Raw genomic sequence first — 16084 nt, 5'->3', positions numbered from 1 at the left:
TCATGTGACTGCGTGTACACTCCGGTTCTCCGCTCTGTGTCTTCTCGCACTTCACTCCCCTCAGCAAGTTTGGAAAGAAATCTAATCAAAGCACACGTCCTTCAAGTTGATATTCATATTCGCGCCATTGTGGCATAAATTTACTCATTAACCCATAAAAACGTTTATTATGACTTGGTTCTAATAAATGGATTAATTCATGAACAAGAACATACTCAAGACAAATAGAAGATTTTTTGATTAAGTTGAGATTTAGCCAAATACGTGCAGCTTTAGTATTACATGAGCCCCAACGTGTTTTCATTTTTCTTATTCCCCATTCAGCTACTTTGACCCCGATAACCGCTTCCCAGTGTTGAATGAGCTCAGGCAATAATGCCTGCATTTGTTGTTTGTACCAACGCTCAAGAATGGTTTGTATCTGAGCAGGTGAACTATTTGGTTGAGTATAACAATACATCAATTCATTATTGATTTTAATTTGTGTAGGACCGTGATGTTCTTCAATGATTAATAAATACTTTTTCCCCTGGAATGCTACAGTAGATCCCATTTTAAAGGGGCAATCTTCTTCAACAGGGCGATTACGAATCCGTTCTCTTTGTTGATGAATCCATGCACTTTTAGATTCAAGACTTTGTCTGATAAGTTGTTCACTGAATCGAAGAGGAGCGCTTACCTTAACTAAACCATCAGGGGGATAAATGCGTAAGTGCATATTTTTGATTTTTTTTCTTAATATTTCTATGGGAATACCATCGAACTCAATGATCATCTCATTAATCTACTTCTAGCCTGGGCGCAGCGCAGCAGAATCCCGATAGCTAAGTTTCATAAAAACCCAGGCTTCGCTGCGCTGCGCCCAGGCTGTGATGCCTCCCAAAAAGTTACTAAGGGAGTCAAATCAAAGCTATTGTACTATCTCTGCGCCCCGATACAAGGACTGTCTATATATTCGCCATTAATATCCAAAACCATATTAACATTGGCACGTTGATATCGAGCCAGTATATCGTACTCTTGTTTTGTAATGTAGCCGTAGGAGTTACCACAATATACGAGTGATGTGGCTCCAGGTTTGGGCTTAACTTGTACCGGTAAATCACATTCCCAACGAAATTGGGTTAAATCGCAATTTGCGAAAGCTAAATTAAAGGGTAAAAGAGATACAGCAAAAGTAACATACCATTTCCTTTTCATAGTGTGCACCATTTGCATGTTTATGTTTTTTAAGTATAGGATAAGATTCAAAAAAAGCATTAAAAGGATCGTTATGCTCTCTTCCAGTTTTGAATACATTCAAGCTCTGCGTGAAGGTAAATATCTTCAATTTTTAGGATGGACTGATTTTATTACCCATACTCATGAGCTCAAGGACGCAGATGACACAGTAAATTTTTTGATTTTTGAATGGTTAAACAATGGTTATTTAGAAGAAGATGCAAAAAAATTAGCGGTCTTACAAGCAGTATTTGATTCAGAGTCCAGGCCTTTGCAAGGAAAATTAGATTATTCTTTCAAAGCAATTACCATTGCGTTGTTTGTCTGCATGGTTTTTCAGAGATTTGGTGTAGAAGTGACCTTGTCTCCAGAAAAAAAAGTAACACGGAATACAGTAAAGCAGTTAATTGAAGAAAAACTTGGCGAGCTGAATGCATTTACTTATAAGGAGCGATTAGAAGGGATGCAAACCCAATTTTATCAATGGGTAGAACATGTCGATGCAAGGGACGTAATGGATGTTTTTCAAAAAGTTGATGCCATTACGAGACCGAGATATCTTCTTGAGGATTATATTTTGCACTTAGAACGCATCAAACTAAAAGACGATGAGCTGTATCCTACGCGATTAAGTATGGCCAGACGTTTTCTTGGTTATTTATATGAACAAACTGAATTGACACCAGAGGTAATGGAGGTAATTGCTACGTATGTGAACTCACTTCGTGAATTGCATCCTGGTAAAGGAGAGATGGAACGTTTGGATGAAATTTCCCCTCCTTCAACTCTGGTACATACTTGGAGGTGGGTGGCTGGAATAGGAATTAGTTTTTTTAGTATTGTTTTACGTGAAAAATCAATTGGTGAATTAATTTCCGGTGCAACTGTAACTTCTAATTCAATTGACGCAACTAGTCCTGAGCTAAAAAAATAAATCGTCCAAGAAGGGATTTATAAAAATTTAGTTAAAATTTGGTAATTTTTTAGTCCCATCGTTTGGTATTTAATACCGTTTTGTTCATTTCTGCTACACTTAAAAGCACGTATCTCTATATCTGAAAAGATAAGATGCGGGGCGTTGTGTAGTGTTGGGAGTTGTTTTGGATGTAAACCACGTTTCCATTGTTTCATGGAATGTATGTGAATCCACTCATTCTGACTAGATATACTGACTCTTACCGACTTGATATTCACAAGTTGTTGTTTTCATGTGTTTCGAAGAGGTAAAAATGAACTTCAAATCAGTAATGCTTTCCATACAGGGATGGTTTGATACCAGTTTAAAAGAAAAAAATTTAAAGCAAGGAACAATCCATTGGGCTCGAGTTTTTATTTTTATACTGGTCCATTTAAGTTGTTTGGCCGTTTTTTGGGTTGGATGGAGTTTCACCGCGGTTTTTACTGCGATATTCCTTTTCTATCTCAGAATGTTTGCTATTACAGGTTTTTATCATCGTTATTTTTCACATAAGACTTTTAAAATGAACCGCTTTTGGCAATTTATTTTTGCCGTATTAGGTAATTCCGCTTCTCAACGCGGCCCGCTTTGGTGGGCAGGGCATCATCGTCTTCACCATCGCTATACAGAGGAACAACAAGATCCGCATTCTCCAATCCAACACGGTTTATTATGGAGCCATGTTGGATGGATTTTTTATTCAGATAATTTTAAAACGGATTATGAATCAGTACGGGATTTTGCGAAATATCCAGAATTACTTTGGTTAAATCGACATGATAATATTGTGCCTATTTGTTTGATATTAATCCTGTTTGCTGTAGGAACTTTATTAGAAAATTATTATCCAGACCTGCATACTAGTGGAATGCAGTTAGTGATTTGGGGCTTTTTTATTTCAACTGTTGCACTATTTCATGTTACTTTTTCTATTAATTCCATCTCGCACGTATGGGGTACACAAACATTTCAAACGGAAGATAAGAGCCGTAATAACTTTTTTCTTGCTTTACTTACTATGGGTGAGGGATGGCACAATAACCATCACTATTATCCACGATCTGCCAGTCAAGGGTTTCGTTGGTGGCAAATAGATATAACTTATTATTTATTATGCTTCTTAGAAAAGATTAACGTTATTTATGAAATGAACAAGGTTCCCTTGGAATTAAAAAAGGGTAAGTTACCCGCTCAAAAAAACAACTAATGAAAACGTTTGATGCGGTCAAATAAAGAATAGCCAGGCCTGGTTAAACAGCTTATTTATAAAGACCGATTCACCTCGTAATTTATAAGGTCTAGAATCATTCTCCATGCTTCATCACTATGAATGTTCTCGATGTGATGTTTTTAATAATCATCACATCGATACTGTTTCAGTTGCGCTTGAATTATCTATTCTTTTCGTACCCGTACTGTTGCAAGATTAAGGGCTTCGAGTTTCTTGATATAAAACCAACCAAGATCAAATTCATCATTTCTAAAAGAAAAGCAGGCGCTTGTAGGATTGGCATGGTGATTATTATGCAACTCTTCACCGCAAGCAAAGACACCCCAGCGAGTAACATTTTTGGAGGCATTATTCACTTCAAAATTAGTATAGCCTTTACTATGAGCGATGCCATTAACATAAAATGTTGCAATTAATGTCTCCATAATTAATTGAGCACTCCATACTGGTACAGCCCAGATGCCTATGGCTAGAAACTCCAGGAAGAAATAAACAAATGGGCCTTTCTTTGCGTGTTTTTCATATAAGTGTTTCTCTAAAAAGTCATTATTACGAATGTCTTTGAAGTGACGCACCATTTCATCACTCCTTGATAAATGAGTAATTTCTATGCCATAAAAAAACATATTTTTGAGTCCAAAAGTAACAGGTGAGTGTGGATCCTTTGCCGTATCAGTGTATTTATGATGAAGATGATGAGTTGCTACCCATTTTCTTCTTGATATGCCTGTCGTTAACCACATCCAAAATCTGAAAAAATGGGTTACACAAGGATGAAATTTTACTGCCCTGTGTGACTCTCCTCGATGTAAGTAAATCGTCGTGATAATCGCAGTTAAATGTAAGGAAAGTAAAAAGAAGATTGCAATATATAACCAATTTACTCCTAAAAGACCTTCTCTCAATGAGGGATATATTATGGCCAACGTCCACGTACTCCCTAATACAATAATTGAGAGAATAATTGATTCAATTAGAGCTGAATTAGATTTTTTCATGACAAACACCTTATACAACGTATAACTTTTGACAGTACCTAAATAATTCAAGAAATCCCCTTCCTAGGCACTCTTGAGATAAACTTTATAAATGACATATATCCAGTAGTTACTACCCATGTTTTTCCACATGTACCCTCCACTTTAAATTATAATTTTTAAGTATAGTTTATTTTTTAAACAATTAAAGGAAGAATGGTGTCATTTGTTCTTATAAAGAGAAGGTCGAAGAAAAAAAGAGGTTTTACTTTAGAACTCGCTGGTTCTTCTACTAGTTCACGTCAACTAAGCTGATTAATTAAGAACAAAATGAACTTATCAGGGAGATATTTCAATAAATTGGTGACATTGACCAGTAGTGGGGGGATTTTGATTTCTGCTTTTTTTCGTTCAATCCCATTTAAGATTTTTTTAGCAGCTTTTGTTGTATTGTAAAGAAAGAACTGGGGAATTTTAAGCTTTTCTGTTAGTGGGGTTTTTATAAAGGTAGGCAAGATCGTTGAGACGGTGATTTTTTCCTTTGCCAATTCAATTCTTAATCCTTGAAAAAAACTACGAACCGCAGCTTTACTTGCTCCATAAGCTTCTGCTCTTGGCAAACAAATATTGGACATGGCGCTACTCATGCCCACAAGATGTGGGCGTTTACTTGCTCGTAAAAGAGGAAGGGCGGCCTCAACACCATAAATCATACTTAAGAAATTGGTTTGTATAATTTCTTCAACGACCATACTATCAAAATTTTTAACATCAACCGCTTCATATTTACCTGCATTAAGAAAAACAACATCAACATAACCGTATTTTTCTTGTATTTTCATTCCTACTTTTAAATTTTGATTTCTTTTTCTTACGTCCAACACAAAAATATCAGCTTGAATACCGGAAGCTACCTGTTTCAAGGCTGTTTGATTACAGTCAGAAAGAATAAGCTGATAACCGCGAGAAAACATTTCTTTGGCTACCGCTTCACCTATGCCGGAAGCAGCGCCTGTAATCCAAGCAATGGGTTTCATTTACTAACCTATGAATAATACTGCCGGTTAAAAGGAAACGAAAAAACTATAATTTAAAATTATAGATTAATAATAAGAAATTGCTTTTTGATGTGGTAAATGTTTTTTATATGTACATAGCGTAACGAGAGAAGCAAATTACACATTAACTTGGTGCGGGGTATTCCACCATCCGCCTCCCAAGGACTGAAACAGCGCTGCAGTATCATTATAACGTGCTGTTTCTGCTTGAATTACATTTAAATGAGCGTGCAAATAAGCCTCCTTCGCACTTAAAACGGATATATAATTTGTTTTACCAAGTTGATATTGATTGGTGATGAGATTTAATCGCGCTTGCGTATTTTGTTCTGCAGCTACTTGCGCTTGCAGGAGCTCTGCATCAAATTCAAGTGCATGTAACACATCTGCTACGTCAAGAAATGCGTCAAGCATAATTTTTTTATATCTGGCGGACGCGTATTCATATTCTGCAATTGCCATTTTTCTTTTTGCACGTAAAGCACCCCCTTTAAGTAAGGTTTGTGCGATTTGCCCCCCATAATTCCATACATTATTCATAGGATTAAATAAGGTACTCAATGTGGTGGAGAACCATCCGTAATTACCCAATATATTAAATTTAGGGAATAGGTCTGCTGTTGCAACACCTATCTCTGCACTTGCTTTATGCAATATCGATTCGGCACTACGTATATCAGGCCGTTGCTTTACAAGTTGAGAGGGGAGGCTTACTGGTAATTCTGTAGGTAAGTGAAAACTTCGCAGATTAAAATGAGCCAGATGATTCTCGCTAGGTAATGATCCAACAAGTACAGCAAGAGCATTGTATTTTTGGGCTAAATTACTTTTAATGGGTGGTAACGTTGCTATAGTTTTTTTAAGGCGATTTTCACGGTTTAACACATCAAGCCGGGAAATATGTCCTAAATTATAATTATTTAGCGTCATGCTCAATAATTTTTTTTGACAGTTGATGAGGGCTTGTGTCGTTTTTAACTGATCGTGTAGCGATGCTATGGTGATACTCGTGGTAACTATATTTGCTGTTAAAGTTAAATAAGCTGCTTCTAATTCAAAGCGTTCATAATCAATCGCAGCACGCAAAGCCTCTACTTGCCGTTTATTACCTCCCAATAAGTCTAAATTATAAGATACATTAACTGACGCATTATAAAGATCAAATTGATTCTTAATGGAAAATGGAAGTTTTTGCCCAGGAAGAGGCGTAAGATTTATTCCTGTAGCAAGCAAAGTATTTCTTTCACGACTGCCAAAAAATTGAGTCTCGGCGGTAGGGAACAATTTAGGGCCCGCAACAACACGTAAATTGGCTTGAGCCTTTCGTATATTTGCTTTACTCATCTCCACTGTAGGATTGTTTCTTAACCCTTGTTCGATAAGAGCGTTTAATTCTTGAGAATGAAAAAGAGCCCACCAGGCATTGGATATATCACGATTGTAATGCAAGTGCTGCGATTTTCCTGCGGGATTGGTGGCGCGCGCTGTTTTTTTGATTATTGGACCATTGTTATAACGAGTCGTCTTTGGTGCTTCAGGAGAATGAAAATTAGGCCCAACCTTACAGCCTGTGAGCAATAGTATGGTGCATAAAAATAAAGAAATTTTTTGCATTTGGTCTTCTTATAAAATAAATTTCATTCATACACCAGCGAAACAGTAATTCTCATTCAGTTTAAATACGCGCCGAATCATAATTCAAATAAATACTAACAGGTTGGCCAGGATGTAAATATTTAATTGCTGTAATGGCTGGCTTGGCTTCGACGCGATAAACAAATTTTGTCCTTGAGGTTTCGCTAAATATATAAGGGGGTGTATATTCTGTTTTAGAAGAAATATAACTTACAGTGGCTGGATAAGTTTCTCTACATCCATCACAACGGAGCATGACCTGATTTTTTAACTTTAGTTTTGCTAATAAAGGCTCTGGTATATAAAAAATAATTTTGAGATTTTCAGGAGCAAGAATTGATAAAACAGGGCGTTCTTTCCCCACCAGCTCACCCACTGTAAAATAGGTGTCGTATATATATCCTGAAATGGAAGAGTATATCTTTTTATTTGACTTACTCCATTGAGCTTGTGTTAACTCCGCCATAGAAGACTCAACGACTGCTTCTTGAGCTATTAATGAGGCTTTGGCATGACGGTAATTATTCTTTACTTCTTCAAGTTGCTCTCGACTTACTCCCCCTGAGGCCATTAATTTTTGATACCTTTTTAATAAATTATTTTGATAGTCAAGAGTAAATTGTTTTAATTCAGTGAGAACTTTAGCTTGTATAAGATTTGCTTTGGCTTTTTTAAGCTGGGATTCTTGGGGTTGCAAATCCAGCGTAAATAAAAGATCCCCCTTGCGAACTAAAGTTCCTTTTGTGATATCTAAGCTCATAAGATTTCCTGAAAAATTACTTGAGATGTAGGTGTAATCTGCATCAACATATCCTTGCAGCGAGTTTTTTTCCTCTTTACAAGCAATAAGGGGTATGCACAAAATTAAAACAATCAACCATCCTGGGAAGAACTTTTGCATGTTATCTCATTATTAATGAAAGCATTCCAATTGGTAAGATTAGAAAATTATCATCAAATGATAATAATTGACAATAATCTAAACGATAAAGTATCTCATCTCAAAGGTAAATATATAAGCTTTTGTCAGAATCAATAATTGTCAGTACGGTTACTATTAAGATAGGATATACTGAATTCTTCTTGCTCTTGCGCAGCAAAATCAATTTTTCTTGTTTGAAACTAAATAAAGGAATTGAACTGATACCAGCAAAATAATTTTTCGTGAATTGGTTTCATGTTGAGTTAAATTTGGATGTTTTTTATGTTCGGGATTAAGGAAAATTAATGATAGAGGATAGGTTTCTTCGAGTTTGGTCTATTGCAAAAAAAGAATTTATCCAAATTCGCAGGGATAGAGTAGTTTTTTTATGGCTATTGTTTGCTCCTGCAATGCAAATTCTTTTATTTGGTTTTATCATCAATACGGATCCGAAAAATTTACCGACAACAATTATTTCTTCAGAAGATACTCCCTTTACACGAAGTTTATTGGAGGGATTGAAAAACACTCATTATTTTTCAATTGACACAGCAGCCAAAGATGAAAAAACAGCAGAGCGGTTGTTACTTAGTGGTAATTCATTATTTGTTATTAATATTCCACCAAATTTTTCTCGAAATCTCATTCGAGAAAAATACCCACATGTATTAATTGAAGCAGATGCCTCAGATCCACTCACTGTGGCCAATGCATTCCGCGCTGCATCTGAACTTCCTACAAGAGTATTTGAGCATGATTTGCAGGGTGCCCTTGAATACCTTGCTCCTAAAGATATGCCTTTTGACTTTGAAATTCACGCTAAATTCAATCCTGAAAATATTCCTCAGTATAATACGATCCCAGGATTAATCGCCTATTTAATTTTTGCAACATTTACGGTTCTAACTGCAGTATCCATTAACTCCGAATTTGAGCGAGGTACCTTTGAAACCTTATTAATTACCCCTTTAACGCCTGGAAATATTATTTTTGGAAAAGTGATACCTCATTTTATTTTGGCCTATTTGCTTTTTTTCGTGCTCTTGGCGATTGCTTATTTTATTTTTTCGATTCCTTTTTATGGTAGTTTACCTCTTTATTTGTTGTTATTAGCACCTTATTCAATATCCAATATAGGAACCGGGCTTGCTATTTCTGCGCTAACCAAATCACAATTTACTGCCGTCAGTGTATCAAATGCTTATATTCTTATTGCGACTTTAATTTCTGGATTTTTATTCCCATTTAATGGAATACCTCATTGGGCACAATATTTCAGCCAAATTATGCCGCTGACCCATTTTTTAAGAATAACACGCAACAGCATGTTAAAAGGGGCTGAGTTAGATATTTTATGGTCAGATACTTGGCCAATAATTCTTTTTACCGTATTCATTATTTTTTTAGCAATCCTCCTGTTTAGAAGAACATTAGATTAACGAACAATGATGCTAAAACATCCGAATTTTAAAGGTGCGGGTATCTATGAAGAAAAATTCAGAAAGTTATGAAAACCTTATTTTACATCATCCACTTTTTTGCCTGCTTGATTATCAGAGTGCCCATCAGTTGCTAAAGTACTCGAAACCTGAATTTATAGAGGTAGGACCCATTGTTGTTGATGGAGATCCTATTGATTGTATTTACCTTATTGTCTCTGGCAGAGCGGAAGTAACGCGATCGGTTCATACCTTGGGAAAGCATAGGGAAATGCGTATTGCTGAGTTGAAGGAAGGGAAGATCGTTGGCTTATCATCGGAGGGTTTTGCATCCAGTACGGGGCTGCATGCTGCTTCAGTAAAAGCGCTTACCCCGATGCATTTACTTAAAATCAGTCTTTATGATTTTCTGCAATTTTTAAAACAACCCCAAATAAGATATCCCAAATTAAAAAAAATGAGTGAAGAGTTCCTTTTGATCCAATTTATTCGTGCTCACCATGCTTTTCAAAATCTTTCCCATGAAAAAATACAGACTATGGTAAAAACAGCGCGTAACATTAAGATTCCTGCAGGAACATGTTTGTATAAAGAAGGAGATATAGCAGATACCTGTTATTATCTTCTACAAGGTGAAGTCGTTCTTTTAAATTTAAAAGAGAGTAGCTCTACTACAGTTGTGATAAATCAAATGTTTGGTGACAGTGAATTTTTAACCAACATCAGAAGAAAAGAAAGTGCCTATGCGAAATATGATAGTGAAGTATTACTTATTGAAGCTGAGGTGGTTAAGAAGTTGTTCGCTGTTGAGCCATCATCATTCTTTCAAAAAATGGTTTCTAAACTTAGAAAAAACAAATAGGATTCGTTTTTCAAAATCTTTATAGGATTTTTATGGATAAAAGCAATTATATCATTGACGTAAGACACCTTACTAAAAGATTTAATAAAAATCATGCAGTTAAGGATCTTGAACTTAAAGTGGAATATGGTGATATCTTTGGTTTTATTGGTCCAAATGGAGCAGGAAAAACTACTTCAATAAGGATGCTGTGTGGTCTTATTACTCCTGATTCAGGGGTAGGTCAATGTGTTGGCTTTGATATTTTAACTGAATCACGACAGATCAAAACATTAGTTGGTTATATGTCGCAAAATTTTGGCCTGTATAAAGATCTTACCGTTTACGAAAATATGCTTTTCTTTGCGGAAATCTATGGAGTCCTCGATAGAAAAAACCAAGTTGAAAAATATTTGCACAAATTTGATTTGTACAAGCATAAACATCAAATTGCAGGTACATTATCAGGAGGTTGGAAGCAACGTCTCTCCCTTGCAGTTTCTTTGCTGCATGATCCTTTGCTGTTATTATTGGATGAACCTACAGCAAATATTGATCCTAAAGCCAGGCGTGAATTTTGGGAGCTTATGCATCAGTTATCAAGGGAAGGGATTACAATTTTATTGAGTTCACACAATTTGGATGAAGTTGATAAGTGTGACAAGATTGCATATATGTATTATGGACGTACTCTGATGTCCGGAACCATTGAAGAAATCTTAAAAACGGTTAATTTGACTACTTGGGCCATAAAGGGTGTCAATTTAGCAATGTTGGCACATCAATTAGAAGCCACAGAGGGCGTAGATCAAGTTTTACGATTTCATAATACGTTGCACGTGAGTGGCAAAAATCGCGAAGAATTATCGCAGGCGATACGACCTTACATTAATAATGAATTTTTTCATGGAAATGAAATTGATTCCACTTTGGAAGATGCTTTTGTTTGGCTCGCAACATTTGGTGCACAGAGATTATAAATGATAAAAATGGAACTTTGGCGAGTTTTTTCGGTAGCTAAAAAAGAATTTATTCAGATCAAACGAAATATTCCAACTTTTTTATTATTATTCTTAATTCCAGTAATGCAAATACTTTTATTTGGATTCATGATTAATACGAATCCCAAACATTTACCTACGGCAGTGATTTCTTCCGAAGAGAACTCATTTACGCGCACGCTGCTTGAAGGTCTTAAACATACAGACTATTTCTCGCTGAATTTTATTGCGCAATCAGAAAAAGCTGCAGATAAACTATTGCTTAGTGGAAAAGGACTTTTTGTGATTAACATTCCTCCTAATTTTTCAAGGGATTTAATACGGGGAAAAAAACCACATGTATTAATTGAAGCAGATGCATCAGATCCAATTTCGATATCCAATGCGTTCCGTGCTGCATCTGAACTACCCTCTAAGGTATTTGAAGATGATTTGCGTGGCTCTTTAGATTATCTTGCTCCGAAGCAACCACCTTTTGTATTTGATATTCATGCTAAATTTAATCCTGAAGGCATTTCACAATATAATATTGTGCCTGGTCTCATTTCTGTATTAATTTTTACGACCCTTACTCTTCTTACAGCAATGTCAATTACCTCAGAGTATGAAATTGGAACCTTCGAAACACTATTAATCACCCCGCTTAGTGCCACAAATATTATTTTTGGAAAAGTAATTCCTCATTTTATTGCGGGTTATTTTATTTTATTTATTTTACTCATGATTTCTTTTTTTGTTTTCGCAGTTCCATTTTATGGAAGTATACCCCTTTATCTGTTCATCATGGCATTTTATGCTATTAGCAATTTGTCCTTAGGGCTTGTTATCTCAGCATTTGCAAAAACACAATTTCAAGTAGTTGCTGCAATTAGTGCGTGCATATTAGTAGCGGTGATGACTTCGGGTTTTTTATTCCCTTTCAGTGGCATGCCAACTTGGGCTCAATACCTCGGTCAAATACTCCCATTGACTCATTTTATTAGAATTACTCGCAACATTATGTTGAAAGGCGCTGATTTTAATATTTTATGGCCCGATGTATGGCCAATTATTTTATTTACAGTACTTATTGTAATTTTAGGTACTTTGATTTTTAGGAAGACTCTGGATTAATACTGATAGGGTAGGAGGGGTTGGGGTTATATTTCTACTCTCTTGGTTCCAAATAACCTGATTTTCTGCGCTGCCATGCTCGCTCCGTGTATGCTGCGCTTCAATACTTGAAAAACAGCTTACAAAATAAATCCCCGCGAACGCGGGGACAATTGAATTCGGAGCAGAGAGGACGTAAATATTAATCTGCTTTTTTAACGGTTAATTTTTCTTTGATACGTGCTGCACGGCCAGCCAAATTACGTAGGTAATAAAGTTTAGCGCGACGTACATCACCACGTCTTTTTACAGTAATACTGTCAACAATAGGACTGTAAGTTTGGAATACACGCTCAACACCAACGCCGTGTGAAATTTTACGAACAGTGAATGCAGAGTTTAAACCACGATTACGCTTCGCTATGACAACACCTTCAAAAGCCTGTAAACGCTCACGGTTGCCTTCAATTACTTTCACTTGAACCAAAACAGTATCACCAGAATTGAATTCAGGAATTTCCTTGCCTTGCATTTGCTCAGCATTCAGTTGGTCAATTATATTAGTCATGGACTACTCCTCAAATTGGTTCATCCTTTAGGACTAGGAATCACCGTGTTCATACTTAAACTCAGCAAGCAATTGCTTGTCTGTTTCACTTAACTGTATTTTTTCAAGTAAATCCGGGCGTTTAAGCCAGGTTTTACCCAGAGATTGCTTTTTTCGCCACAGTTCTATATCTCTATGATTACCACCTAGTAAAACAGATGGCACCTCTAATCCATCAACGGTTGCTGGTCGAGTATAATGAGGGCAGTCCAGTAAACCATTCATAAATGAATCTTGTTCTGCTGAACCAAGATGCCCTAAGCTACCTGGTATTAAGCGAATAATCGCATCGATAAATACCGTGGCTGCCAGCTCGCCACCACTTAAAACAAAATCTCCAAGAGACCATTCTTCATCCACATAATGTTGAAGAATACGCTCATCAATTCCTTCATATCGTCCAGAAATAAAAAGCAGGGGTTGTTTGTCATTTACTACTTGATTCAAGTCATTTTGTCGAATTACCTTTCCCTGAGGACTTAGATAAATCGTTTTACAATGACTTGGCATTTGACTACGTGCCTGCGTAATAGCCCCTTTTAAGGGCTCATACATCATAACCATTCCTGGACCTCCCCCATAAGGCTTGTCATCAACCTGCCTGTAGGGTCTGGAAGACCAATCTCTGGGATTCCAGTGATCAATTTTTACTAATCCCTGCTCAATTGCTCTTCCTGTAATGCCATAATTCAGGGCATTAAGTATTTCAGGGATTAAGCTAATCACTCCAAGATGAAGTCCCACTTAAAAATCCATGTCCCAATCAACAGTAATTATTTGCTGTTTGGTATCAATATCTAATATAAATTTGCTGGGTAAATAAGGTATTAAATGTCTTTTGCTACCCTCTACAACCAGCACATCATTGGCACCTGTAGGAATTATTTCAATGACTTTTCCAAAAAGTTCACCTTGTTGGTTGATCACATTCATACCTATAAGTTGATGCCAGTAATATTCACCAGGTTCTAATTTTTCAAGTTGTTCCTGTTGAACTGCAATTTCTATATTAGTAAGGTGCGCTACGTGTTCACGTTCAGGATAACCTTCAATTTGGACTATGATGGCTTTATTTTGTGCCTCAGCACGCAATAACTTGATTGGTTGCCATTTATTGTTAATAAAGGCATGCCAATCTGCATACTTTAGAACATTATCACGAGGTTCTGTAAAGGAATGAACCGTAACAAAACCTTTAACACCATGAGGCCGCCCAAAACGGGCAATTACTATCCAGTTTTCCTGATTATTCACGTTATTAAGCAGCTTCGCCTTTTTTATTAAATTCTTTAATTAAAGCACTGACGCGATCGGATAATTGTGCGCCCACTTTTTGCCAGTGACTTAATTTTTCTGTATCAATATGCAGACGTACTTCTTGCCCACGCGCTATAGGGTTAAAATAACCGATGCGCTCAATGTAACTGCCATCGCGACGTTTGCGGCTGTCAGTAACGACCATATGATAAAACGGACGCTTTTTGGCGCCACCTCTTGATAAACGTATAACGACCATTGTTTTCCTCTACTTTAGAGTGGTTACGTAAAAATGCCGTGTATTGTACGAAAATTAATTCAGCATGTGAAGTAATTCTTGCGAATTATTTAAAATCATCGGGTAATATGCCTTTTAACCCAGCCATACCACCAATTCCACGCATCATTTTTTGCATCCCACCAGGTTTGGTAAATTTTTTCATCATTTTTTGCATTTGTTCAAATTGCTTTAATAACTTATTCACATCCTGTATTTGTGTTCCTGAACCCAAGGCAATACGTTTCTTGCGTGAACCCACAATCAGTTTGGGGATACGGCGTTCTTTGGGCGTCATGGAGTTAATAATGGCAATAGTTTGTGCCATGGCTTTATCACTGACTTGTTTCATTGCCTGTTGGGGCATCATTTGGCTGACACCAGGTAGTTTGCTCATCATGCCTGCAATGCCACCCATATTATTCATTTGCAACAATTGCTGTTTGAAATCTTCCAGATCAAAGCTTTTGCCTTTTTTCAGTTTTTTAGCCAGTTTTTCACTAGCTTGTTTGTCTGCTTTTCGTTCGACTTCTTCGATAAGGGTAAGAATATCACCCATACCAAGAATTCTTGACGCAATTCGCTCAGGATGAAATGGTTCTAGGGCCTCTACTTTCTCACCGCTACCAATAAATTTGATTGGTTTCCCTGTAATCTGCCTTACAGACAAAGCAGCACCCCCGCGAGCATCACCATCGGTTTTAGTCAGAATGACCCCCGTTAATGGTAACGTTTCATGAAAGGCTTTTGCTGTATTTGCAGCATCTTGACCGGTCATGCTGTCTACAACAAATAGGGTTTCAATCGGATGAAGTGCCTGATGTAATCCTTTAATTTCGTTCATCATATCGGTATCAATATGTAAACGCCCCGCTGTATCGACCAGCAGTACATCCACATATTGCTTTTTCGCAGTATCAAGCGCTTTTTTTGCAATAGCGAGCGGCTCTTCATTTGCTTCTGCTGGGAAGAAAGTGACATCTATTTGTTCTGCTAATACTTTAAGCTGTTGAATTGCAGCGGGCCGATAAACGTCGACGCTGACTACCATTACTTTTTTGTTTTCAGATTCTTTTAAATAACGGGCGAGTTTTGCAGTACTGGTTGTTTTTCCCGAACCTTGCAATCCAGCCATCAGAAATACTGCAGGAGGTTGGGTTTTAAAATTAAGCTCAGCACGTTCATCGCCCATGATATGAATTAACTCATCATGAACGATTTTAATGAAGGCTTGATCGGGATTTAATTCAGTTAAAACTTCCTGTCCCAAAGCCTTTTGTTTTACTTGCTCAATAAATTCTTTAATAACAGGTAAGGCAACATCTGCTTCAAGCAGTGAAAGCCTGACCTCACGCAATGCGTGTTGTACATTCTCTTCAGTTAATCGGCCCTGCCCCCGTAGATTTTTAAAGGTGCGGGTCAAACGTTCGGTTAAGGTTTCAAACATGGTATGTTGCCCGAAAAAAATAGAAACTATAGCACAGAGAAGCTATGATATGAAACTGTCCTGCCCATGGGTCAATTTGAAATACTATTCTACCTAAAATTTTAAGGATTAAGTCCATAGA

The 16084-nt window shown here is 36.8% G+C and carries 17 protein-coding genes; 6 read left to right on the top strand and 11 right to left on the bottom strand.

Annotated elements, in window-relative coordinates; genetic code table 11:
* Window positions 1-85 precede the first annotated feature (85 nt).
* Window positions 86-775 (bottom strand): M48 family metallopeptidase, encoded by a 690-nt coding sequence (locus A8O27_RS07515; RefSeq protein WP_058458751.1) that lies wholly within the window; start codon window positions 773-775, stop codon window positions 86-88.
* A 143-nt stretch (window positions 776-918) separates the two neighbouring features.
* Window positions 919-1200, bottom strand: coding sequence for a hypothetical protein (locus A8O27_RS07510; protein WP_058458750.1), 282 nt, complete (start codon window positions 1198-1200; stop codon window positions 919-921).
* A 73-nt stretch (window positions 1201-1273) separates the two neighbouring features.
* Between A8O27_RS07510 and A8O27_RS07505 the strand changes: the two genes are divergently transcribed.
* On the top strand, window positions 1274-2155 hold the full coding sequence (locus A8O27_RS07505) for a helical bundle domain-containing protein (RefSeq protein ID WP_058458749.1): 882 nt from the start codon (window positions 1274-1276) through the stop codon (window positions 2153-2155).
* 295 nt (window positions 2156-2450) lie between these two features.
* A complete protein-coding gene (locus A8O27_RS07495) occupies window positions 2451-3386 on the top strand; it encodes an acyl-CoA desaturase (protein WP_058458747.1) in 936 nt (311 codons plus the stop codon).
* A 188-nt stretch (window positions 3387-3574) separates the two neighbouring features.
* On the opposite strand, the gene A8O27_RS07490 is transcribed toward A8O27_RS07495, so the two are convergent.
* The 4 genes from A8O27_RS07490 to A8O27_RS07475 form a co-directional block, all read right to left on the bottom strand.
* Window positions 3575-4408: an acyl-CoA desaturase gene (locus tag A8O27_RS07490; protein WP_058458746.1), complete on the bottom strand. Its 834-nt coding sequence runs from the start codon at window positions 4406-4408 to the stop codon at window positions 3575-3577.
* Window positions 4409-4689: 281 nt separating this feature from the next.
* A complete protein-coding gene (locus A8O27_RS07485) occupies window positions 4690-5424 on the bottom strand; it encodes an SDR family NAD(P)-dependent oxidoreductase (RefSeq protein ID WP_058458745.1) in 735 nt (244 codons plus the stop codon).
* 138 nt (window positions 5425-5562) lie between these two features.
* Window positions 5563-7059 (bottom strand): efflux transporter outer membrane subunit, encoded by a 1497-nt coding sequence (locus A8O27_RS07480; RefSeq protein ID WP_058458744.1) that lies wholly within the window; start codon window positions 7057-7059, stop codon window positions 5563-5565.
* A 61-nt stretch (window positions 7060-7120) separates the two neighbouring features.
* A complete protein-coding gene (locus tag A8O27_RS07475) occupies window positions 7121-7981 on the bottom strand; it encodes an HlyD family secretion protein (RefSeq protein ID WP_058458743.1) in 861 nt (286 codons plus the stop codon).
* A gap of 326 nt (window positions 7982-8307) precedes the next feature.
* On the opposite strand from A8O27_RS07475, the gene A8O27_RS07470 reads away from it, so the two are divergent.
* The 4 genes from A8O27_RS07470 to A8O27_RS07455 are packed head-to-tail and all read left to right on the top strand — an operon-like array spanning window position 8308 to window position 12396.
* Window positions 8308-9441 (top strand): ABC transporter permease, encoded by a 1134-nt coding sequence (locus A8O27_RS07470; protein WP_058458742.1) that lies wholly within the window; start codon window positions 8308-8310, stop codon window positions 9439-9441.
* A 46-nt stretch (window positions 9442-9487) separates the two neighbouring features.
* Complete coding sequence (locus A8O27_RS07465; RefSeq protein ID WP_058458741.1) at window positions 9488-10303, top strand: cyclic nucleotide-binding domain-containing protein; 816 nt, start codon at window positions 9488-9490, stop codon at window positions 10301-10303.
* 32 nt (window positions 10304-10335) lie between these two features.
* A complete protein-coding gene (locus A8O27_RS07460; RefSeq protein WP_058458740.1) occupies window positions 10336-11262 on the top strand; it encodes an ABC transporter ATP-binding protein in 927 nt (308 codons plus the stop codon).
* Window positions 11263-12396 carry an ABC transporter permease gene (locus tag A8O27_RS07455; protein WP_058458739.1) on the top strand — a complete coding sequence of 378 codons (1134 nt, stop codon included), beginning with the start codon at window positions 11263-11265 and terminating at the stop codon, window positions 12394-12396.
* A gap of 181 nt (window positions 12397-12577) precedes the next feature.
* On the opposite strand, the gene rplS is transcribed toward A8O27_RS07455, so the two are convergent.
* From rplS to ffh, 5 genes are all read right to left on the bottom strand, one after another.
* Entirely contained in the window at window positions 12578-12943 is a 366-nt protein-coding gene (gene rplS / locus A8O27_RS07450) for a 50S ribosomal protein L19 (protein ID WP_058458738.1), read from the bottom strand.
* Between the two features lie 33 nt (window positions 12944-12976).
* Complete coding sequence (gene trmD / locus A8O27_RS07445) at window positions 12977-13726, bottom strand: tRNA (guanosine(37)-N1)-methyltransferase TrmD (protein WP_058458737.1); 750 nt, start codon at window positions 13724-13726, stop codon at window positions 12977-12979.
* Complete coding sequence (gene rimM / locus A8O27_RS07440; protein WP_058458736.1) at window positions 13727-14236, bottom strand: ribosome maturation factor RimM; 510 nt, start codon at window positions 14234-14236, stop codon at window positions 13727-13729.
* Window positions 14237-14240: 4 nt separating this feature from the next.
* Window positions 14241-14498, bottom strand: coding sequence for a 30S ribosomal protein S16 (rpsP, locus tag A8O27_RS07435; protein ID WP_058458735.1), 258 nt, complete (start codon window positions 14496-14498; stop codon window positions 14241-14243).
* A gap of 85 nt (window positions 14499-14583) precedes the next feature.
* Window positions 14584-15963, bottom strand: a complete 1380-nt coding sequence (ffh, locus tag A8O27_RS07430; RefSeq protein WP_058458734.1) for a signal recognition particle protein — start codon at window positions 15961-15963, stop codon at window positions 14584-14586.
* Between the last annotated feature and the right edge of the window lie 121 nt (window positions 15964-16084).

It is taken from the genome of Legionella bozemanae (assembly GCF_001648595.1).
Classification (GTDB): domain Bacteria; phylum Pseudomonadota; class Gammaproteobacteria; order Legionellales; family Legionellaceae; genus Legionella; species Legionella bozemanae.
This window is presented reverse-complemented; position numbering and strand designations above follow the sequence as displayed.

Coding starts and splice junctions, on each gene's coding strand:
- A8O27_RS07470 (WP_058458742.1), top strand. CDS start 8,308: ATGATAGAGGATAGGTTTCTTCGAGTTTGGTCTATTGCAAAAAAAGAA.
- A8O27_RS07510 (WP_058458750.1), bottom strand. CDS start 1,200: ATGAAAAGGAAATGGTATGTTACTTTTGCTGTATCTCTTTTACCCTTT.
- ffh (WP_058458734.1), bottom strand. CDS start 15,963: ATGTTTGAAACCTTAACCGAACGTTTGACCCGCACCTTTAAAAATCTA.
- A8O27_RS07460 (WP_058458740.1), top strand. CDS start 10,336: ATGGATAAAAGCAATTATATCATTGACGTAAGACACCTTACTAAAAGA.
- A8O27_RS07515 (WP_058458751.1), bottom strand. CDS start 775: ATGATCATTGAGTTCGATGGTATTCCCATAGAAATATTAAGAAAAAAA.
- A8O27_RS07505 (WP_058458749.1), top strand. CDS start 1,274: ATGCTCTCTTCCAGTTTTGAATACATTCAAGCTCTGCGTGAAGGTAAA.
- A8O27_RS07490 (WP_058458746.1), bottom strand. CDS start 4,408: ATGAAAAAATCTAATTCAGCTCTAATTGAATCAATTATTCTCTCAATT.
- rplS (WP_058458738.1), bottom strand. CDS start 12,943: ATGACTAATATAATTGACCAACTGAATGCTGAGCAAATGCAAGGCAAG.
- A8O27_RS07465 (WP_058458741.1), top strand. CDS start 9,488: ATGAAGAAAAATTCAGAAAGTTATGAAAACCTTATTTTACATCATCCA.
- rpsP (WP_058458735.1), bottom strand. CDS start 14,498: ATGGTCGTTATACGTTTATCAAGAGGTGGCGCCAAAAAGCGTCCGTTT.
- A8O27_RS07485 (WP_058458745.1), bottom strand. CDS start 5,424: ATGAAACCCATTGCTTGGATTACAGGCGCTGCTTCCGGCATAGGTGAA.
- A8O27_RS07480 (WP_058458744.1), bottom strand. CDS start 7,059: ATGCAAAAAATTTCTTTATTTTTATGCACCATACTATTGCTCACAGGC.
- A8O27_RS07455 (WP_058458739.1), top strand. CDS start 11,263: ATGATAAAAATGGAACTTTGGCGAGTTTTTTCGGTAGCTAAAAAAGAA.
- A8O27_RS07495 (WP_058458747.1), top strand. CDS start 2,451: ATGAACTTCAAATCAGTAATGCTTTCCATACAGGGATGGTTTGATACC.
- A8O27_RS07475 (WP_058458743.1), bottom strand. CDS start 7,981: ATGCAAAAGTTCTTCCCAGGATGGTTGATTGTTTTAATTTTGTGCATA.